Origin of the sequence: Sphingomonas sp. PL20, assembly GCF_017875905.1 — a bacterium.
GTDB lineage: Bacteria > Pseudomonadota > Alphaproteobacteria > Sphingomonadales > Sphingomonadaceae > Sphingomonas > Sphingomonas echinoides.
The window spans coordinates 3290881-3309243 of record NZ_JAGINH010000002.1 but is presented as its reverse complement, the minus strand read 5'-3'; the positions used below and the strand labels follow the sequence as shown (position 1 = coordinate 3309243).

At 67.5% G+C, this 18363-nt stretch carries 19 protein-coding genes and 1 other RNA gene; 13 read left to right on the top strand and 7 right to left on the bottom strand.

All coding sequences use genetic code 11. The annotated features are described in order from the left end of the window. Positions 1 to 8 precede the first annotated feature (8 nt). From H4W01_RS15540 to H4W01_RS15525, 4 genes are read left to right on the top strand one after another with little or no spacing between them, the layout of a single operon-like run. Complete coding sequence (locus H4W01_RS15540) at positions 9 to 785, top strand: MerR family transcriptional regulator (RefSeq protein ID WP_010404770.1); 777 nt, start codon at positions 9 to 11, stop codon at positions 783 to 785. Then, entirely contained in the window at positions 782 to 1393 is a 612-nt protein-coding gene (locus tag H4W01_RS15535; protein WP_209612164.1) for a septation protein IspZ, read from the top strand. The genes H4W01_RS15540 and H4W01_RS15535 overlap by 4 nt, the downstream gene beginning before the upstream one ends. Continuing rightward, positions 1390 to 2370, top strand: a complete 981-nt coding sequence (locus tag H4W01_RS15530) for a Rieske 2Fe-2S domain-containing protein (protein WP_209612162.1) — start codon at positions 1390 to 1392, stop codon at positions 2368 to 2370. Before H4W01_RS15535 ends, H4W01_RS15530 begins: the two co-directional genes overlap by 4 nt. A gap of 59 nt (positions 2371 to 2429) precedes the next feature. Continuing rightward, positions 2430 to 2648 (top strand): hypothetical protein, encoded by a 219-nt coding sequence (locus tag H4W01_RS15525; protein WP_209612160.1) that lies wholly within the window; start codon positions 2430 to 2432, stop codon positions 2646 to 2648. A 24-nt stretch (positions 2649 to 2672) separates the two neighbouring features. Here H4W01_RS15525 and nudC read toward each other — a convergent pair whose 3' ends face one another. Genes nudC through H4W01_RS15510 form a run of 3 tightly spaced genes read right to left on the bottom strand, consistent with a single transcriptional unit; the run spans position 2673 to position 5907 of the window. Then, on the bottom strand, positions 2673 to 3539 hold the full coding sequence (gene nudC / locus H4W01_RS15520) for an NAD(+) diphosphatase (RefSeq protein WP_209613394.1): 867 nt from the start codon (positions 3537 to 3539) through the stop codon (positions 2673 to 2675). An 11-nt stretch (positions 3540 to 3550) separates the two neighbouring features. After that, the gene (locus H4W01_RS15515; RefSeq protein WP_209612157.1) at positions 3551 to 4873 is read right to left on the bottom strand and encodes a serine hydrolase domain-containing protein; all 1323 of its coding nucleotides are present in this window, start codon (positions 4871 to 4873) and stop codon (positions 3551 to 3553) included. After that, a complete protein-coding gene (locus H4W01_RS15510) occupies positions 4867 to 5907 on the bottom strand; it encodes an A/G-specific adenine glycosylase (protein WP_209612155.1) in 1041 nt (346 codons plus the stop codon). Before H4W01_RS15510 ends, H4W01_RS15515 begins: the two co-directional genes overlap by 7 nt. Before the next feature lie 14 nt (positions 5908 to 5921). On the opposite strand from H4W01_RS15510, the gene H4W01_RS15505 reads away from it, so the two are divergent. The 4 genes from H4W01_RS15505 (at position 5922) to H4W01_RS15490 (ending at position 11537) form a co-directional block, all read left to right on the top strand. Then, on the top strand, positions 5922 to 6476 hold the full coding sequence (locus tag H4W01_RS15505) for a DUF721 domain-containing protein (protein WP_209612153.1): 555 nt from the start codon (positions 5922 to 5924) through the stop codon (positions 6474 to 6476). Continuing rightward, positions 6473 to 7201: a thioredoxin domain-containing protein gene (locus H4W01_RS15500; protein WP_209612151.1), complete on the top strand. Its 729-nt coding sequence runs from the start codon at positions 6473 to 6475 to the stop codon at positions 7199 to 7201. Before H4W01_RS15505 ends, H4W01_RS15500 begins: the two co-directional genes overlap by 4 nt. A 28-nt stretch (positions 7202 to 7229) precedes the next feature. Beyond that, positions 7230 to 7973, top strand: a complete 744-nt coding sequence (locus H4W01_RS15495) for a thioredoxin domain-containing protein (RefSeq protein ID WP_010404753.1) — start codon at positions 7230 to 7232, stop codon at positions 7971 to 7973. Positions 7974 to 8135: 162 nt separating this feature from the next. Then, complete coding sequence (locus tag H4W01_RS15490; RefSeq protein WP_209612149.1) at positions 8136 to 11537, top strand: chromosome segregation SMC family protein; 3402 nt, start codon at positions 8136 to 8138, stop codon at positions 11535 to 11537. Positions 11538 to 11542: 5 nt separating this feature from the next. Here H4W01_RS15490 and H4W01_RS15485 read toward each other — a convergent pair whose 3' ends face one another. Beyond that, the gene (locus H4W01_RS15485; protein WP_010404751.1) at positions 11543 to 11848 is read right to left on the bottom strand and encodes a hypothetical protein; all 306 of its coding nucleotides are present in this window, start codon (positions 11846 to 11848) and stop codon (positions 11543 to 11545) included. Positions 11849 to 11995: 147 nt separating this feature from the next. Between H4W01_RS15485 and H4W01_RS15480 the strand changes: the two genes are divergently transcribed. From H4W01_RS15480 to H4W01_RS15470, 3 genes are read left to right on the top strand one after another with little or no spacing between them, the layout of a single operon-like run. Then, positions 11996 to 12403: a hypothetical protein gene (locus H4W01_RS15480; RefSeq protein ID WP_209612147.1), complete on the top strand. Its 408-nt coding sequence runs from the start codon at positions 11996 to 11998 to the stop codon at positions 12401 to 12403. A 57-nt stretch (positions 12404 to 12460) separates the two neighbouring features. Further along, positions 12461 to 13711 (top strand): putative DNA modification/repair radical SAM protein, encoded by a 1251-nt coding sequence (locus tag H4W01_RS15475; RefSeq protein WP_209612145.1) that lies wholly within the window; start codon positions 12461 to 12463, stop codon positions 13709 to 13711. Positions 13712 to 13722: 11 nt separating this feature from the next. Next, complete coding sequence (locus H4W01_RS15470; protein ID WP_209612143.1) at positions 13723 to 15108, top strand: UdgX family uracil-DNA binding protein; 1386 nt, start codon at positions 13723 to 13725, stop codon at positions 15106 to 15108. A gap of 6 nt (positions 15109 to 15114) precedes the next feature. Here H4W01_RS15470 and dinB read toward each other — a convergent pair whose 3' ends face one another. Together dinB and ssrA are read right to left on the bottom strand one after the other, a co-directional pair. Next, positions 15115 to 16203: a DNA polymerase IV gene (gene dinB / locus H4W01_RS15465; protein ID WP_209612140.1), complete on the bottom strand. Its 1089-nt coding sequence runs from the start codon at positions 16201 to 16203 to the stop codon at positions 15115 to 15117. 68 nt (positions 16204 to 16271) lie between these two features. Then, positions 16272 to 16614, bottom strand: a transfer-messenger RNA (tmRNA) gene (ssrA, locus tag H4W01_RS15460). A gap of 58 nt (positions 16615 to 16672) precedes the next feature. On the opposite strand from ssrA, the gene H4W01_RS15455 reads away from it, so the two are divergent. Then, the gene (locus H4W01_RS15455) at positions 16673 to 17104 is read left to right on the top strand and encodes an RrF2 family transcriptional regulator (RefSeq protein ID WP_010404742.1); all 432 of its coding nucleotides are present in this window, start codon (positions 16673 to 16675) and stop codon (positions 17102 to 17104) included. A 159-nt stretch (positions 17105 to 17263) separates the two neighbouring features. On the opposite strand, the gene mscL is transcribed toward H4W01_RS15455, so the two are convergent. Continuing rightward, on the bottom strand, positions 17264 to 17692 hold the full coding sequence (gene mscL, locus H4W01_RS15450; protein ID WP_209612138.1) for a large conductance mechanosensitive channel protein MscL: 429 nt from the start codon (positions 17690 to 17692) through the stop codon (positions 17264 to 17266). Between the two features lie 82 nt (positions 17693 to 17774). Between mscL and H4W01_RS15445 the strand changes: the two genes are divergently transcribed. Beyond that, positions 17775 to 18359 (top strand): LemA family protein, encoded by a 585-nt coding sequence (locus tag H4W01_RS15445; RefSeq protein ID WP_209612136.1) that lies wholly within the window; start codon positions 17775 to 17777, stop codon positions 18357 to 18359. Positions 18360 to 18363 lie beyond the last annotated feature (4 nt).

Here is an 18363-nt window from a genome sequence, read left to right as displayed (position 1 = left end):
CCTGGCGCATGACCCGAATCAAGCGCCCTTCCGCCCAGTTTCCCGATGGTGCCGCCGATGTCGCCCGGCGCTTTGGCATCACCATCAAAACGCTGCGGCTCTATGAATCCGCAGGCTTGCTCGCGCCCGTCCGCGATGCGCATGGCTGGCGCACATATGGGCAGGCGGAGTGCGAGCGCCTGCACGTTATCCTGCTGTTGCGGCGTTTTGGCCTGACGATCGCGCGGATCGGCGCGTTGCTCGATGAGGGCGCGCCCGATGTGGCGGCGGTGCTCGATCTGCAGGAACAGGCGCTGATCGATCAACGCAACCGGGTCGAGGATTCGCTGATCCTGATCGCCCATGCCCGCCGCAAGCTGCGCGCAGGCGGCACGATCGACGCGGCGGCACTGGCCGACCTCGCGCGCGCCGAGCCGTTGCGGTTGCGCTGGACCCCGGCGCTGGAGGCGCTCGGCGCACGCGTTTTCACCCCCGCTCAGCAACGCCGCCTGGCCGACGTCGCGCCAACCATCGCGGCGGAATGGGCCGAGCTCTATGCCGAGCTCGACACGCTCGTCGATGGCGCGCCCGACACGCCACAGGCACGTGCGCTGGGCGCGCGCGCGGCGGCGCTGATTGCGCGGATGACCGGTGACGACGGGGGCCTGCACGCCGCGCTGACGCAGTTTTGGCAGGATGGTTTTGCCGATCCGGCGCTTGCCGCCTCGCTTCCGCTCGATCGGCGGCGATGGCTGTTCCTGGGCGAAGCGATGGCCGCCCATGCCCGTGACGGAGACTCGAAATGATGCGTCTGCGCTCCTTTCTTGCGGCGGTGTTCCACACCTTTGGCGGGCTCCTTTTGTATTGGGCGGTGCTGCTCGCTTTCGGCATCAAGCCGGCCATCGCGGTCGCGCTTGGGTTTATTGTCGTCGAGGGCGGCTGGCGGCTCGCGACCCGGCGTCCGTTCCCGCCTTTATGGCTGCTGGCCAACGGCGCGGCGCTGGTGTTCGGCGCGATCGACCTGTGGGCGCAAACCCCATTCATGATCCGCTATGAAGGTGCCATCATCAATCTGCTGACGGCTGGCGTGTTTCTGGTCGGCGCGTCGGGGCAGGAGCCGCTGGTGCTGCGCATCGCGCGGCAGCGCAAACCCGATATTCCGGCGGACCGCCCCGAGGTGGTGCACTTCTTCCGCGCCTTCACGCTCGCTTGGGCGCTGTATTTCGTGGCGCGGGCAGGCGCGTTTCTGTGGGTCATGAGCGCGTTTCCGCTGGCGCAGGCGCTGGCGATCCGCGCGGTGGTTTCGTGGGTGAGTATCGGGGTGATGTTGCTCGCCTCCTTCAATGGCCGCCGCGTGTTCGACGCGTGCCAGCGGCTCGGCTTCTTCAAACCCGTCAAGGACAATGCTCGATGAACGCCCCCACCCTCGTTGCGGATCGCGTCCCATTGGCGAAAGACGCGTGGTATGTCGGCGTGGCGAGCACGCAATTGCGCGATGCGCCCGTTGCGATCACGCTGCAGGGCGCGCCGATCGTGCTGTTTCGCGATGCCGACGGTCAGGCCCAAGCGCTGCACGATCGTTGCCCGCATCGCGGCGTCGCGCTGTCGCTCGGCACCGTTAGCGATGGGACGATTGCCTGTGCTTATCATGGCTGGCGTTTCGATGGAGCCGGGCGCTGCCGCCATATCCCGTCCTTGCGCCAGGATCAGACGATCAAGAGCGCGCCCGTCCGCCGCTATCCGGTGGTGGAGCAGGACGGCTATGTCTGGCTGTGGACGGGCGACGTCGCGCCCACCGGCACACCGTTGGCGATTGACGGATTCGACCGGTTTCAATGGCTGCAGGGCGCGATGGAGCTGGCCTGCGAGGCGATCCTGCCGATCGAAAACAATCTTGACATTTGCCACGCCGCCTTCACCCATCCCAATATGCATCCGCAATGGTTCCGGGTGCAGGCGGTTGGGTTTCTGCCGACGCGCTATGCGGTGGAAAGCACCGCCACGGCCCTGACCGTGACCGGGCCGGGCACGCACTTGCGCTTCGATGTTCCCGATCGGGTGACGGTGGCGAGCGGCGAGGCCTTCCGTCTGGTGCTGCACCATGTGCCGACCGTGCCCGGGCGCTGCATCCAGCATTGGTTGTTGCAGCGCGGGCCGGTCGAGACGCCGCAACCGCCGCTCTGGTCGTCGACCGAGCCTGAAATTCTGGCGCAGGACCGTGCCGTGCTGGAATCAGCGCAGCGCGCTTATGCGCTGGAAGGCGATGCCTTCGAACAAAGCGTCGAGGCCGACGCCACCACCCTCGCGGCCCGTCGGCTGATCGCGCTGGCGGCGCGACCGGACGCGCGCGAGATGCCGGAAACAAGGCGGGTGGTCAGCGTGCTGAGCTGAAGCGCCAAGGGTAGCGACTCGCGAGGAAGTGTGTCACATTGAACGTAAGGAGAACAAAAATGAGGGTTTTCGTTTACGTCCTGCTCGCGGTGGCTACGCTCTGTGGCTACATCTTCCCCATCGTACTTGGGGTTTTTGTCGCACCGTTAGCGGGCGAGACATCGCTCACTTTCCCGCAGATCGGCGTTTTGTGGGCGATCGCTTTTGGGGGGCTGGCGGGGTTTGGCGTTGTCACGCCGCTCATCTGTGCGGACCGCAAGGGCTGGCTGAGGCTGTAATTCTCGTTCGGCCCGGTTTGCGACTTACCCTGCGGCCCATGCGGTCAACAGCGTGTGTGCGATCGCATAAGGCGGGGGCGGCAGGAACGGCCCCGGTTCCCCCGCCAGCACCGCGCGCACCACGTCGCGCGGGACCCAGATCGCATCCTCCAGCTCATGTGTGTCGAGCGTGATCGTGTCGTCCTCGGCCATGCCGACGCACGCCACCATCAGCGAGGAGGGGAAGGGCCAGGGCTGGCTGGCAATGTAGCGCACGTCGCGCACGCGCACGCCGGCTTCCTCGGCGATTTCACGCGCAACCGCTTCCTCGATCGATTCGCCGGGTTCGAGGAACCCCGCCAGCGCCGAATAGCGGCCGGGCGGGAAAGACGGCTGGCGGCCAAGCAGCGCCCGCCCGTCATGCTCGGCGATCATGATCACCACAGGATCGACGCGCGGGAAATGCTCGGCCTGGCAATTGGGACAGGTGCGGCCCCATCCGGCGCGGAACATCGCCGTCTGATGCCCGCAATTGGCGCAGAATTGGTGGCGGCTGTGCCAGTCGAGCACGCTGCGCGCGGCGGCATAGGTCGCGGCTTCGCCGGGCGCAAAGCGGTCGAGCAGACCAAACAGCCGCGCCGAGCGGCCTTTCGGCGCGCGCATCCCCGGCGTGAAGGCGGCGAAATGCGGACGGCCATTGTCGAGCCCGAGCAGCACCAGTTCGGCATCGTCGGGCGCATCGGCCAGCGTCGTCCAGCCGAGCATGCCCATATCATCGAGCTCGGGCTCGAAATTCTCGAGCTTGAGCAGCCGCGCGCGCCAGTCGCTTTTGGCAGCGGCGAGCGCGGCTTCATCGTGGCGCAGCGGATCGGCGCGGTCGAGCAGACCGCCGGTAAAGCCGGGTGTCAGCATCGCCGCTGCGCTCACTTCTTGGGCGCTACCGGCGCGAGATCGGCATAGACCGCCTTGGTCGAATCGGCGCGCAGCGGCCAGCGGTCGCCCGGCAGATAATTGACCATGATCGTCGCGCGGATTTTGTTGATCGGATCGACCCACGCGATCGTGCCGGCCGCACCGCCCCAGCCATAGGTGCCCTTGGCCGGGCCGCCGGGCGTATCGTGCAGCGTGACCGATCCGCCCGCGCCAAAGCCCTGCGGATTGGTGGTGCCGCCGGTCGCCGCCACCGCGCCGGGATAGACGACGCCGTTCGGCAGCAGGTTCGACATGGCAAGCTTGACCGTGGCGGGCTTCAGGATGCGCACGCCGTCGAGCGTCCCGCCATTTTGCAGCATGTGCAGGAAGCGGTCGTAATCATAAGCCGAGGTGACGAGCCCGGCCCCGCCATACGGGAAGCTCGGGGCTTTGAGATAGACCGAGGTCGCGCCCGGATCGACCGGGGTGCGCCCATTGGGGGTGATGAAATAGCCGGTGGCGAGACGGTGCGCCTCCGACCCTGGCACTGTGAACCAGCTCGAGCGCATCTTGAGCGGCGTGAAGATGCGCGTCTGCAGGAAGCGGTCGAACGGCTGATGCGAGGCGACCTCGATTACGCGGCCCATCACGTCGAGGCCGATCGAATAGCTCCATTTGGTGCCGGGTTCGGCGATCAGCGGCAGCGTGGCGACCTTGTTGGCGAAGGCTTCCAGCGTCGGCGGGCGCTTGAGGCGAAGCTGTGCCTCGGTCTTGGCGTCGGAGGTGAAGGGGGTGATGCCGGCGTCTTCATAGGCCTTGAGCAACGGGCCCTTGGTAATGATCGTATAGCCGAGCCCGGCGGTGTGGGTCAGCAGGTTGCGGATCGTGATCGGGCGCGTGGCGGGGCGCGTGTCGAGCGAATCCGGGCTGACCTGAACGCGCATCGTCTTGAAGGCGGGGATGAAGTCGCTGACCGGCTGGTCGAGCCGCATCTTACCTTCTTCGATGAGGATCATCGCCGCCATCGCGGTGATCGGCTTGGTCATCGAATAGACGCGCCACAGGCTGTCCTTGTCGGCGAGCGGGGCACCGGGTTCATCGCCGATCCGCCCGGCCGCGACGACGGCGAAGGGCGCATCGCCGCGGCCGATCACGCCGACCACGCCGGGGATCTTCTTTGCCGCGACATAGCCCGAAAACACCGCCTGCGTTTGCGGGAGGCGCGGCGCGGTGCGCAGCACCACGGGGGCATGTACGACGTGCCGCGCAACCGCCGTTCCGGTTGCCGCGATGAGCAAGGCGCTCGCTGCCATCTTGAACCGCGTCGCTACCATCGTGCCCTCCTGATTGCCGTTGCCGCCTTGGCGAAGACCGTGGGCAAGCCCGCCGAGTCCATCTCGGTCACGCTCCACCACTCCCCGATTGGCCCATGCCCATCCACGCGCGCGACCGCAAGCGCCAGTTCAAGGCGGAAGTGGGTGAAGGTGTGCGAGACCGTCTCCGGCAGCATCCGCCAGGCGGCGGCGAATGGCGGATCGGCGAGCGCAGGCGGTGTGTCCGCCCAGGGCCCGGTCGGCAATGCGCGCATCCCGCCCAGCAGCCCGCACGGCGGACGCCGCACCAGCAGCACGCGCCCCTCCTGCTCTGCCCAGAAGATGGTGCCGTGGCGCTGCGGCTTGGCCGCCTTGGCGAGCTTGATCGGGAAACCCTCCGGGTCGCCCGCGCGATAGGCGGCGCAGTCCTCGGCCAAAGGGCACGCCAGGCAGTGCGGCGCGCGTGGGGTGCAGACCGAGGACCCCAGATCCATCATCGCCTGGGCGAAATCCCCTGAGCGGGTGTCCGGGGTGATGCGGTCGGTCGCGTCGCGCAGATCGGGCATCGCGCCGGGCAAGGGGCGTGAAATCGCAAACACCCGCGCGACCACGCGCGCGACATTGGCATCGACCACCACCGCGCGCGCGCCAAAGGCGATCGCGGCGATGGCGGCGGCGGTATAGGCACCGACTCCCGGGAGTGCGCGCAGTCCTTCTTCGGTGTCGGGAAAGCCTCCGCGCTCGGCCACTGTGCGTGCGCAGGCGTGCAAATTGCGGGCGCGGGCATAATAACCAAGGCCCGCCCAGGCGGCCATCAGATCGGCCTCGGGCGCGGCGGCAAGCGCCTCGACCGAGGGCCAGCGCGCGACGAACGCCGCGAACTTCGGGCGTACCGCCGCCACCGTGGTCTGTTGCAGCATGATTTCGGACAGCCACACACGGTACGGGTCGGGCGCGTTGCTGCCGGGGGCGGCGCGCCACGGCAAATCGCGGGCATGGGCATCATACCAGGCGAGCAATCGGGCGGCGATGGTGGAAGGATGCTTGGCGGACACCGCATCGCTATGGCATGGACGGGCCGATGAGCAAACGCGATCCCGCCAAGCCTGTGATCAAACGCGCCGAGCCGGAAAAGGCGCGTGGTGGACGTGCGCGCTCGGTCGCGGAATTGCTGCCCGATGCCGGGCGCGCGGCGTTCCGCCGCTTCGGCTTCGTGCAGAGCGCGGTGGTCAGCCGCTGGGGCGAGATTGTCGGCCCGCGCTATGCCGGGGTGTCGGCCCCCGAATCGATCAAATTTCCGCATGGGCAACGCACCGGCGGCACGCTGAGCCTCGTGGTGCGCGGCGCGCATGCCACCATGATGCAGCATATCGCGCCCGAAATCGTTGAGCGGGTCAATCGCTTCTTTGGCTATGAGGCGATCGTGCGGGTGCAGATCCGCCAGGGCGACGTGCCGGCGCCCGCGCCGCGCGCGGCTCCGCCGTCGCTGCGGCCGGTGCCGGTCGAACTGGGCGCGAGCTTGCGCACGATCGCCGATCCGGAATTGAAGGCGGTGCTGGAAGCGCTGGCCGCAGGGGTAGCGGCGACGCGCGGCGCGCCGATCGTTGGTGGGAGCGAGGGATGAACATGCGGTTGGTGGTGGCGGCAATGGCCATGGTGATTGGCGCGGCCTCCGCAGCGCAGGCCGTACCGGAGAAGAAGGCGGTGGCGCATCGGGCACCCGCGAAAATTGCCTGGGCCAGCATGATCGTCGCCACGCCCGAGGGCGGGGTGCGGATCGGCAACCCGAGTGCCAAGGTGAAGCTGATCGAATTTGGATCGCGCACCTGCCCGCATTGCGCGCGATTCGATGCAGAGGGTTTGCCCGCGCTGCGCAGCGGCTACATAGCCACGGGCCAAGTGAGCTATGAATTTCGCGATTTCCCCATCCATGGCGCGCTCGATCTCGGGCCGATCCTGCTTGGGCATTGCGTGCCGACGCGCGCCTTCTTCCCGCTGTTGAACGCGATGATGGCCAATCAGGAGAAGCTCGTCGGTCGGCCGGACCAGGTGCCCGCCGACAAGCAGCAGCAATTGCAGGGGGCCAAGCCGACCGAGATCGCCGCCTATCTCGCCAAATTCTATGGCTATACCGATCTGGTGGTGCAGAAGGGCATGCCGCTGGCCAAGGCCACTGCGTGCCTGGCCGACACCAAGGCAGTCGATCTGGTCGCGCAGCGCGCCGGTGCGGCCAACAAGGCCTATGCCGTGAACAGCACGCCCACCTTCCTCATCAACGGCGTGGCGCAAGCCAACACCTTCACCTGGGCGGCGCTGGAGCCGCTGGTACGCGCCGCCGTTGCCAAGTAAAATGCGTTTTCTCCAAGGAGCTTATTCGATGACCCCTCGCATCCTGTTCGCCGCGCTGGCTGCCGTTTCGCTCGCTTCGTGCGGCGGTGGCGGCGCATCGGGCGGCAACAGCGTCGCCGCTGCGCCGGTGGCGGCCAAGCCGGCACCCGCCGGGCAGAATTGGACCGAAGTGGTCTCCAAGACGCCCGAGGGTGGCTATCGCATGGGCAACCCCGATGCGCCGATCAAGCTGGTCGAATATGGATCGCGCACCTGCCCGACCTGTGGCGCGTTCGGCCAGACCGGGCAGAAGCCGTTGACCGAGAAGTATGTCACCACCGGCAAGGTGTCCTACGAATTCCGCGACTATATGGTCCACAATCAGGCGGATTTCGCGCCGAGCCTGCTCGGGCGCTGCGTCGATCCGTCGGCCTTCTTCCCGTTGCTCGAACAAATGTACCTGAGCCAGCCGCAGTTTGAGGCCAAGCTCGCCGACCAGGCCGCCACCAACGCGCTGCAGGCGCAATTGCAGGGCAAGACGCCGAACCAGATGGCCGCCGCCTGGGGCGACTATCTCGGTTATGTCGAGTTCGTGAAGCAGCGCGGCATTCCCGAAGCCAAGGCGCGCGCGTGCATCGCCGACAGCAAGGCGCTGAACGAACTGATCGGCTTGATGAACAAGGGCGAGGGCGCGACCGTCTCCGGCACGCCGACCTTCATCCTGAACGGCACCAAGGTTGAGGGCGTGTCCTGGCCCGATGTCGAGGCGGCGTTGAAGCGCGCGGGGGCGTAAGCGCGCCCGTCTCGGTCAACGACAAGTCCGTTCGGGCTGAGCCTGTCGAAGCCCCGCCCGCCGCAAGCGCGACGCGGGGGGCGAGGAGCCCTTCGACAGGCTCAGGGCGAACGGAAGCGAGGATTTTGTAAACCGTCATCCACTCTAGCCGGGGGGCTCTGAATGCAGATCAAGCGTCTCCGGCTCTCGGGCTTCAAAAGCTTCGTCGACGCCGCTGATCTGCGGATCGAGCCGGGGCTGACCGGAATCGTCGGCCCCAATGGCTGCGGCAAATCCAATTTGCTCGAGGCGCTGCGCTGGACGATGGGGGAAACCTCGGCGCGGTCCCTGCGCGGGGCGGGGATGGACGACGTCATCTTCGCGGGCACCAACACGCGCCCGGCGCGCGATTTCGCCGAAGTTTCGATGCTGATCGAAAGCGCGGGGGAAGAAAGCGAAGTCGTCCGCCGGATCGAGCGCGGGGCGGGGTCGGCGTACCGGATCGACGGGCGCGATGTGCGCGCGAAGGACGTGGCGTTGCTGTTCGCGGATTCGGCGACGGGGGCGCATTCGCCCGCCTTGGTCAGCCAGGGGCGGATCGGCGCGATCATCGCCGCCAAGCCGGCCGAGCGCCGCGCAATGCTGGAGGAAGCCGCCGGAATCGCCGGGCTGCACGTCCGCCGCAAGGATGCCGAGCAGAAATTGCGCGCGACCGAGGCCAATCTCGCGCGGCTCGATGAGTTGATCGCCGACCAGGATGGCCGCGCCAATGCGCTGCGGCGGCAAGCACGGCAGGCGGAGCGCTATCGCGCTTTGTCCGAGCAGATCCGCGTGGCGGAGGCGCGGATGATCTTTGCGCGCTGGCGCGATGCGCAACAGGCGGCCGATGCCGCCAAGGCCGAGGCGGCGACGTGCGAGGCGCGCGTGGCCGAGGCGAGCGAGGCGCAGCGCGCGGCGGCAGCCTATGCGCTGGCGGCGACCGAGGCGCTGGCGGACGCGCGGGGGCAAGCGCAGGCGCTGCGCGAGGCGGCGAGCGAGGCGGGGCATCAGCTCGGCGGCTTGCGCAGCGAGCAGGCGGCGGCGCTGCGGCGGACGCAGGAGCTGGCGGCGGCGCGCGTGCGGCTGGCCGAGGACCGTGCGCGCGAGGGATCGCTGGCGAGCGATGCCGCCGAAGCGATCGCGCGGCTGGCCGAGGAGAGCAAGGCGCTGGAGGCGCGGCTGGCCGAGGCGACCGCGCGCATCCCGGAGCTGGAGACGCGGCTGAGCGAGGCCGAGCGCGCCGGGCGCGATGCCGAAGTGGCGCTGGCGCAGGCTTTGGCGGCGCAAGCGACTGAACTCGCTGATGCGCGGGTGGCCGAAGCGGCGCTCGCCGCCGCGCGGGTGCGGGCCGAGCGCAGCGCGCGCGATCTGGCGCGTGTGACGGCGGAAAGTGCGGCGTTGGGCGATGCCGCGCCGCTGATTGCCGAGCGCGCGGCGGCAGCGGCGGCGCGCGCGCAGGCGGTGCAGCATGGCGAGGATGCGCGCGCGGCGCTCACCCGCGCCGATGCCGACGAGCGCGGTGCGCGCGACCAGCGCGACCGGGCGCAGGCGGCACGGGCGACGGCACATGCCGATCTGGCGGCACTCGACAGCGAAGCGACCGCGCTGACCAAGGCGACGCGGCGCGAGGGGCGCGAGCGGTTGCTCGACCGGTTGCAGCCCGAGGCCGGCTATGAGCGCGCGCTGGCGGCGGCTTTGGGGGATGATCTGGAGGCGGGGCTCGACCCGGCGGGCGAGCGCTTCTGGGCGGGGGCCGAGGTTGCGCCGGGTGATCCGGCGGCACCCGAGGGGACGGTGCCGCTTGGCCGGCATGTCGCGGCCCCGGCGGCGCTGGCGCGGCGGCTGGCGCAGGTTTTCGTGGCTGAGAGCGATGCGGGCGGGTCGCTCGCGGTCGGGCAGCGGCTGGTGACACTCGCCGGGGTGTTACGGCGCTGGGATGGCTATGTCGCCAAATCGGGCGGGGCGGCGGCGGCGGAGCGGCTGGAACGCATGAACCGGCTGCGCGCGATCGAGGCGGCGCGCCCGGCGGCGGTGCGTGCGGTCGAGGCAGCGGATGGCGAACTCGCGCGGATCGACGCGGCGATTGCGGAGGCGCGTAGCGGTGCGGTGGCGGCAAGGCGCTTGCTGGAGAGCGCCGAGACGCGCGCGCGCGATGCGGCGCGCGCCGAAGACCGCGCGGCGGCGGCGATCGAGCGGATCGAGGCGCAGCGCGCCGATCTGGCGGCGCGGCGGCAGCGCATCGTCGCCGATCATGAGGAAGCCGAGGCGGAGGTCGCGCGCGCTGGCGCCGTGCAGGCGGCGCTGCCCGATGGCAGCGCGACGCGCGAGCGCGTGCGGACGCTGTCCGGCGAGGCCGAGGCGCGCCGCACCGCGATCGCCACCGCGCGCGCCGATCGCGCCGGGCTTGACCGCGATGTCGGCAGCGCGCGCGAACGGTTGGCTGCGATGAGCGCCGAGGCGAAAAGCTGGCGCGCGCGGGCAGGGGAGGCGGCGCGGCGCATCGCCGAGATGGACAAGCGCGACGGCGACCTTGCCGCCGAAGCGCAGGCGCTGGTCGGGCGGCCCGAGGCGCTCGCCGCTGAAATCGAAGCGCTGGAGGCGGCGCATGCTGCGGCGCGCGCGGAGGCGGATGCCGCCGCCACCGCCGAACGCGCCGCCGAAGCGGCGCTCCGCGCGGCCGAAGCGCAAGCCAGCGCCGCCGCCGAAACGCTGGCGCAAGCGCGCGAAGCGCGGGCGGGAGCGGCGGCGCGGGCGGAAAATCAGGAATTGCGCCGCGTCGAGATGAACCGCCTATCGGGCGAACGCTTCCAATGCCCGTCGGTGCTGCTGCCCGAACGGGTAGGCTTTGAGGGCGATACGGTGCGTTCGCCGGGGGAGGAATCGGGGGCGCACGAGAAATTGATGGTCGATCGGGAGCGGATCGGCCCGGTCAATCTGGTCGCCGAAAGCGAACTGGCCGAACTCGAAGCCGCGTCCAAGGGCAATGCGGCGGAGCGGGAGGAATTGGGGCTGGCGGTCAACCGCCTGCGCGGGTCGATCGGCACGCTCAACCGCGAGGGGCGGCAGCGGCTGATGGCAGCGTTCGAGGCGGTCGATGGGCATTTCCGGCGCTTGTTCACCACTTTGTTCAATGGCGGACAGGCGCATCTCGAACTGGTCGATTCGGATGATCCGCTGGAGGCGGGCCTCGAGATCATGGCGCAGCCGCCGGGCAAGAAGCTGCAATCGCTGACGCTGCTATCGGGGGGCGAGCAGGCGCTGACCGCGGTCGCGCTGATCTTCGGCTTGTTCCTGACCAACCCCGCGCCAATCTGCGTGCTCGACGAAGTCGATGCGCCGCTGGACGATGCCAATATCGAACGCTTTTGCGGGTTGCTGGATGCGATGACGCGCGAAACGCAGACGCGCTATTTGATCGTGACGCACAATGCCGTGACGATGAGCCGGATGCACCGGCTGTTTGGCGTGACGATGGTCGAACAAGGCGTCAGCCGCCTTGTTTCGGTGGATCTCGGCGGCGCGGAATCGCTCCTCGCCGCCGAGTAAACGGATCAGCAGCCGTTGCGGCGGTTCTGGGCCGCGTCATGCTTCTTGTCGAGATGCTTGCCGAGGAGTGCACCGCCGACGCCACCCGCAACCGTGCCAAGCACACCGCCGCCCAGCGCATTGCCGACCAATGCACCACCGGCACCGCCCGCGATCAAGCCGGTCGTGCCCGACGAGCGATGGCAGCGATAGTGACGGCTGGTTTTGCCATAATAGCGATGCTTGCGCGCTTCGGCCTTATCGACCGGGAGGGCCATCGTCACCGGAACAACGAGCGAAGCGGCGGCGAGGCTGAGAAACAGTGAACGCATGATATCGGTCCCTTTTGATCTTTGTGTGGGCGTAACGTTTTAACCGCCTGCGGGTTGCATCCGCGAAACTAGTCGGGCCTTTCAAAACCTCAGCTTAACCATTGTCCGGCAAGCACGGGGTTGCACCGCAATCGGAAAGGGGTTTGCATGAACATCATTCCAGCATTGTCCCATGCGGTTGGCGGCCGCTTCACCGATGTTCCGGCCTCGGTTTCGGCTGGGCTGTGGTCGTGCGATCTCGCGACCGAACGGCTGACCTGGAGTGATGGCGTCTATGATCTGTTCGGAGCCCCGCGCGGTAGCCGCATCGATCGCCACGCCGCAGCGGCGCGCTATACACCCGGATCCCGCATCGCGCTCGAATGTCGGCGTATGGCGGCTATTCGCGATCGCTCCGGCTTCACCTTGGACCCCGAAATCGCCGTTGGCCCGACGCGGCGCTGGATTCGTATCGTCGCGCAGGTCGAATGCGACGAGGGCAGGCCGATGCGCCTGTTCGGCTCCAAAACCGATGTGACTTTCGAAAAGATGGCGGGGCTGCTGACGGACCACTGATCCGGATGACGAACAGCGCCGCTTGCGCCGAGCGTGTTGTGAACATATGAAGAACATATGGCCCAGCTCGATGTTCAGCAAAAGCTCGCGATCCTGGCGGATGCCGCGAAATATGATGCGTCCTGCGCATCCTCGGGCTCGGTCAAGCGCACCTCGCGCGATGGCAAGGGGCTGGGTTCGACCGACCAGGGCATGGGCATTTGCCATGCCTATGCGCCCGATGGCCGCTGCATTTCGCTGCTCAAGATCCTGTTGACCAACAGCTGCATCTTCGACTGCCATTATTGCATCAACCGCAAAAGCTCGAACGTGCGACGTGCGCGCTTCACGGCGGCGGAGGTGGTGCGGCTGACGCTGTCTTTCTATCGGCGCAATTATATCGAGGGGCTGTTCCTCTCCTCGGGCATCATCGGTTCGTCCAATTACACGATGGAGCAGATGGTCGAAGTGGCGCGCAGCTTGCGCGAGGATCATGATTTTCGCGGCTATATCCACCTCAAGACCATTCCCGATGCCGACCCCGAACTGGTGCATCAAGCGGGGCTCCATGCCGATCGTTTGTCGATCAATGTCGAATTGCCGACGCTGGCTGGGCTGACGCGGCTCGCGCCCGAGAAATCGGCGGCGCGGATCGAAGGGGCGATGGCGGGGACCAAGCTGGCGATTGCCGATACCAGCGACGCCCGCAAGCGCTTCAAATCGGCACCGCGCTTTGCGCCTGCCGGGCAATCCACGCAGATGATCGTGGGGGCGGATGCCGCGACCGATGGCGACATCGTGACGCGGGCATCCTCGCTGTATGATCGGTTCGGCTTGCGGCGGGTCTATTATTCGGCGTTCAGCCCGATCCCCGATGCGAGTGCGGTGTTGCCGCTGCAGCGTCCGCCGCTGATGCGCGAACATCGCCTGTATCAGTCGGATTGGCTGATGCGCTTCTACGATTATTCCCCCGCCGATGTGGTGGCGGCGACCGACGCGACGACCGGGATGCTGCCGCTCGACATCGACCCCAAGCTCGCCTGGGCGCTCAAATTTCGGGGATCCTTTCCGGTCGATGTCAACCGCGCGCCGCGTGAAGCGCTGCTGCGGGTGCCGGGGCTGGGAGTGAAAGCGGTTGCCGCGATCCTGTCGGCGCGGCGCTGGCGGCGGTTGCGGCTGTCTGATGTCGCGCGGCTGACGGTGTCGATCGCCAAGCTGCGGCCGTTCCTGATCGCCGAGGACTGGCGGCCGGTGGCGCTGAGCGACCGCGCCGATCTGCGGCCGCAGGTTGCACCCAAAACCGAGCAACTGGAGTTGTTTGCGGCCTGAGGGGAGACACGATGCACGTCGTCACTTTGGCCGAACCCGACGATCTGGATGGCTGGCGCGATGCCGCGCGCGGGCTGGCGGGGGCGGGTGTGCCGCCCGAGGAGGTGGTGTGGCAAGTCGGCGGGGCGGCGGACGATCTGTTCGCGCTGGCGGGCACGCCGCCACCGGTGCCGACGCAACCGGCCTTCACCGTGCCTGCGGCCTTCATGGCGCTGGCGCGCAGCGTCGTTTTGCACCGCGACGCCGAACGCTTTGCCTTGCTCTATACCTTGCTGCTGCGCTTGCGCCGCCAGCCGGGGGCGATCGAGGATCGGGCGGATCCGTTGCTGCGGCGGCTGGAGGGTTTTGCGCGCGAAGTGCGCAAGGACATTCACAAGATGCGCGCCTTCCTGCGCTTCCGCGAGGTGGAGGAGGGCGGCGACGCGCGCTTCGTCGCGTGGTTCGAGCCCGAGCATCATATCGTGCGCGCCAATGCCGGTTTCTTTCTCGATCGCTTCGCGAGCATGCGCTGGTCGATCCTGACGCCCGAGCTTTCGTTGCATTGGGACGGCGAGACGCTGGCGGAGGGGCCGGGCGCGACCAAGCGCGATGCGCCCGAGGGCGACCCGATCGAGGAGGTGTGGAAGACCTATTACGCGTCGATCTTTAACCCGGCGCGCGTGAAGATCGGGGCGATGCTGAAGGAAATGCCGCGCAAATATTGGAAGAACATGCCCGAGACGGCGTTGGTGCCGGGGTTGATTGCCAGCGCGCAGGCGCGGGAGAGCGGGATGATCGCCAAAGCGAAGAGCGCGGTCGGCGGCAATGCGCAGGCGGCATGGGCGGCGCTGCGCGAGGAGGCGGCGGGCTGCACGCGCTGCCCGCTCTACCAGCCCGCGACGCAGACGGTGTTCGGCGAGGGGCCGGTCGATGCGGCGTTGATGTTCGTCGGCGAACAACCGGGCGACCAGGAGGATCTGGCGGGGGAGCCCTTTGTCGGACCGGCTGGGCAGATGTTCGACCGCGCGCTGGCCGAGGCGGGGATCGATCGGGCGGGGGTGTACGTCACCAACGCGGTCAAGCATTTCAAGTTCGAGCAACGCGGCAAGCGGCGCATCCATAGCAAACCCGATGCGGGGGAGATCAGCGCGTGCCGCTGGTGGATCGAGCAGGAGCGCTTGCTGGTGCGGCCCAAGGTGACGGTGGCCTTGGGGGCGACTGCGGCGCGCAGCTTGCTCGGGCGGGTGGTAACGATCGGCAAGGAGCGCGGGCGTGCGCTGGCGCTGCCCGAGGGAGGGGAGGCGTGGATCACCGTCCATCCAAGTTACTTGCTGCGCTTGCCCGATCGAGCGGCGGCCGAGCAGGAATATGTGCGCTTTGTCCAGGATTTGCGGCGCGCGGGCGAGCGCGTCGGCTGAGCGCGGCTATAGCGGCAAAGTGGGCTGGACGGCCTCGGGCTCTCCATCGACCATGCCCGACAGCGTCAGGCCGAGCAGTCGCACCCCAAGCGGCAGCGGCAGATGCGCATCGAGCAAGGCGTGTCCGATCGCGAAGAAGGCGTCGCGGGCGACCACGCCGCTCTGGAGCGAACGCGCGCGGGTGATCGTGCGGAAATCGGAGAAGCGCAGCTTCAGCGTCACGGTGCGGCCGCGCGCGCTGTGGTGGTCGATCCGCACCCAGGCGGCTTCGCCGACGCGGTCGAGTGCTGCGTGGAGATCGCCCGGCGCGGACAGGTCGGTTTCGAAGGTGCGTTCGGCCCCGACCGATTTGCTCGGCCGCTCGCTGCGCACCGGGCGGTGATCGACCCCGCGCGCGGCACCATAAAGATAGTCGCCATAGCTGCCGAAATGCGCGTGGAGGAAGGCAAGCGGACGCTCGCGCAGATCGGCACCGGTCTCGATGCCGAGCGCGGCCATGCGGCGTGCGGTGACCGGTCCGACGCCGTGAAAGCGCTTGACCGGCAAGCTGGCAACGAATGCCGCGCCGTGGCGGGGCGAAATGACGCACAGGCCGTCGGGCTTGTTCTGGTCTGACGCGAGCTTGGCGATGAACTTGTTGTAGCTGACCCCGGCCGAAGCGGTGAGCTGGGTTTCGGCCTTGATGCGCGCGCGGATCTGCTCGGCGATGGCGCGGGCGGAGCCAAGGCCATGGCGGTCCTCGGTCACGTCGAGATAGGCTTCGTCGAGCGAGAGAGGTTCGACCAGATCGGTATAGCCCTCGAAAATCGCGCGGATCTGCGCTGAAACCGCGCGATACGCCTCGAAGCGGGGCGGCACGAACACCAGATCGGGGCAGCGCCGGAGCGCGGTGACCGAGGGCATGGCGCTGCGCACCCCGAAGGCGCGTGCCTCGTAACTGGCGGCGGCGACCACACCGCGCGCGCGCGACCCGCCCACCGCGACGGGTCGCCCACGCAAGGTGGGGTCATCGCGCTGTTCGACCGACGCGAAAAAGGCATCCATGTCGATATGGATGATCTTGCGCTGGGGCGGGGCGTCGGCGGAATCGGCCATGCAAAACCCTGATAGCCGCGACGGGAAAGGGTGGGGAGTTTCTGTTGCTCGGTACTCCCCGGACCGCCGGTGTCTGCTTCTGTTGCCCGGTGCAGCCCGAACCGCGTTCTTTTGGGGTAACCTAGGCCGTTAGGCCTTTAGTTACGCCGCAATCGCGAGTGCTTCGTTATCGTTAGCACTTGTGGTTTTGAGCCTTTTACAGGTTACTCAGCCCGGGCAAAAACAGCGCCTTTCAACACACGTCGATCCTGGTTCGACCCCGTCAGAGCCCCTCCGGCAAGAGGGGTTTTGGTGGAGTCGCCGGGTACTGCCCCCGGGTCCGCTGCATCTAGTCTACGCTGCACTTTATCACCATAGCCGGGCGAACCCGGCACCCGCGATATAGGCAGAGCCTGGCGCAATGAAAAGGCCCGGTTTGACACCTTGTGCCTTCCACTCGCCACAAATCGGGTGCATGGGGTATAGTATCATGTTGACGCAACGTTCCCGCTACGCGCTTCGCGCGATGATGTTCCTGGCTGAAGCACCCCCCGGGGGCCCGCCGATCCCGATGAACCGGATTGCCGCAGAGGCGAATGTCCCGCGCAAGTTCCTGGAACTGATTCTCGCCGATTTGCGCGAGGCGGGTTTCCTGCACAGCCATCGTGGCAAGATGGGCGGCTATTGCCTGTCGCGCCCGACGCATCTGATTTCGCTGGGCGAGATCATCCGCGTGATCGAGGGGCCACTGGCGCTGGTGCCGTGCGTCAGCCGCACCGCCTATCGCAGTTGCAAGGATTGCAAGGACGAAGCGAGCTGCGCGATCCGCCACGCGATGATGCGCGTGCGCGACGAGACCGCGCGGATCCTCGACGGCACGAGCCTCGCGGATTCGGTCGCCGAGCAGTTGGTCGCGGCCTGACCGCGCTTACGCGAATGACGGGTTGAGGCTTCGGCGGCCAATCCCCAAGCCCGTTCGCCCTGAGCCTGTCGAAGGGCCTTCGCCGAGAGCGGCTTGCGTGGAAGGGGGGCTTCGACAGGCTCAGCCCGAACGGAATGTAGGTGAAGCGAGAGCGCCCCCTTACCGCCGTTTCAGCTCGTCGCGAATTTCGCGCAGCAGCGTCACGTCGGCGGGTTCGACCGGCTCTGCGGGCGTTTCCGGTGCCTTGGGCATCAGCCGGTTCACCGCGCGCACCAGCAGGAAGATGATGAAGGCGACGATCAGGAAATTGACCGCAGCCGTGACGAACGCGCCATAGCCGAGCAGCGGTACGCCGGCCTTTTTCAGCGCGGCATAATCCGACGAGCCGACGAGTGCTGGCGGCACCTTGCCGAGCACCACGAAATAGCTCGAAAAATCGAGCCCGCCGAAAATTTTACCGATCACCGGCATGATCACGTCGTCGGTCAGCGACGTGACAATCTTGCCGAACGCCCCACCGATGATGACCGCAATCGCCAAATCCAGCACGTTGCCGCGCGCGATGAATGCCTTGAACTCCTTGAACATGGAGCCTCCCAATCCGATTTCGTTTCTCGCGGCCATGCTACCCGGCTATCATGGCGGCGCAAGGCCTGGAGGGATGAACACCATGAAGTATCGCACTCTGATCGCATTTGGCGGCGCGTTCGCGCTGGCGGGTTGCGGCCTGAACAGCGTGCCGACGGCGGAAGAGAACGCCAAGGCGAAATGGGCCGATGTCGAAAATTACTATCAGCGCCGCGCCGATCTGATCCCCAATCTGGTGTCGACGGTGAAGGCGGCGGGCGCGCAGGAAAAATCGATCCTGGTCGAAGTGACGCAAGCGCGCGCCTCGGCATCGCAGGTCAAGGTTTCGGGGGCCGATCTGAATGATCCGGCCAAGGTTGCGGCGTATGAAAAAGCGCAGGCGGGCGTGACGCTGTCGCTGCAGCGGCTGCAGGAGGCCTATCCCGAGCTGAAGAGCCAGGACAATTACAAGACGCTGATGGACCAGCTCGAAGGCACCGAAAACCGCATCTCGACCGCGCGGCACGATTATAACGACGCGGTGCAGGCCTATAACACGACGATCCGCACCTTCCCCGACGCGATTGGCGCGAAGGTGTTTTACGGGGCCAAGCCGCTGGTGCCGTTCAAGGCGACCACGCCGGGGGCCGAAGCGGCTCCGACCGTCAACTTCGGCAACACCAACTAAGTTA

What these genes read in the sequence shown, in the direction of transcription:
- H4W01_RS15540 (WP_010404770.1), top strand. Translation starts at nt 9, where the DNA reads ATGACCCGAATCAAGCGCCCTTCCGCCCAGTTTCCCGATGGTGCCGCC.
- H4W01_RS15535 (WP_209612164.1), top strand. Translation starts at nt 782, where the DNA reads ATGATGCGTCTGCGCTCCTTTCTTGCGGCGGTGTTCCACACCTTTGGC.
- H4W01_RS15530 (WP_209612162.1), top strand. Translation starts at nt 1,390, where the DNA reads ATGAACGCCCCCACCCTCGTTGCGGATCGCGTCCCATTGGCGAAAGAC.
- H4W01_RS15525 (WP_209612160.1), top strand. Translation starts at nt 2,430, where the DNA reads ATGAGGGTTTTCGTTTACGTCCTGCTCGCGGTGGCTACGCTCTGTGGC.
- nudC (WP_209613394.1), bottom strand. Translation starts at nt 3,539, where the DNA reads ATGCTGACACCCGGCTTTACCGGCGGTCTGCTCGACCGCGCCGATCCG.
- H4W01_RS15515 (WP_209612157.1), bottom strand. Translation starts at nt 4,873, where the DNA reads ATGGTAGCGACGCGGTTCAAGATGGCAGCGAGCGCCTTGCTCATCGCG.
- H4W01_RS15505 (WP_209612153.1), top strand. Translation starts at nt 5,922, where the DNA reads ATGGACGGGCCGATGAGCAAACGCGATCCCGCCAAGCCTGTGATCAAA.
- H4W01_RS15500 (WP_209612151.1), top strand. Translation starts at nt 6,473, where the DNA reads ATGAACATGCGGTTGGTGGTGGCGGCAATGGCCATGGTGATTGGCGCG.
- H4W01_RS15495 (WP_010404753.1), top strand. Translation starts at nt 7,230, where the DNA reads ATGACCCCTCGCATCCTGTTCGCCGCGCTGGCTGCCGTTTCGCTCGCT.
- H4W01_RS15490 (WP_209612149.1), top strand. Translation starts at nt 8,136, where the DNA reads ATGCAGATCAAGCGTCTCCGGCTCTCGGGCTTCAAAAGCTTCGTCGAC.
- H4W01_RS15485 (WP_010404751.1), bottom strand. Translation starts at nt 11,848, where the DNA reads ATGCGTTCACTGTTTCTCAGCCTCGCCGCCGCTTCGCTCGTTGTTCCG.
- H4W01_RS15480 (WP_209612147.1), top strand. Translation starts at nt 11,996, where the DNA reads ATGAACATCATTCCAGCATTGTCCCATGCGGTTGGCGGCCGCTTCACC.
- H4W01_RS15475 (WP_209612145.1), top strand. Translation starts at nt 12,461, where the DNA reads ATGGCCCAGCTCGATGTTCAGCAAAAGCTCGCGATCCTGGCGGATGCC.
- H4W01_RS15470 (WP_209612143.1), top strand. Translation starts at nt 13,723, where the DNA reads ATGCACGTCGTCACTTTGGCCGAACCCGACGATCTGGATGGCTGGCGC.
- dinB (WP_209612140.1), bottom strand. Translation starts at nt 16,203, where the DNA reads ATGGCCGATTCCGCCGACGCCCCGCCCCAGCGCAAGATCATCCATATC.
- H4W01_RS15455 (WP_010404742.1), top strand. Translation starts at nt 16,673, where the DNA reads ATGTTGACGCAACGTTCCCGCTACGCGCTTCGCGCGATGATGTTCCTG.
- mscL (WP_209612138.1), bottom strand. Translation starts at nt 17,692, where the DNA reads ATGTTCAAGGAGTTCAAGGCATTCATCGCGCGCGGCAACGTGCTGGAT.
- H4W01_RS15445 (WP_209612136.1), top strand. Translation starts at nt 17,775, where the DNA reads ATGAAGTATCGCACTCTGATCGCATTTGGCGGCGCGTTCGCGCTGGCG.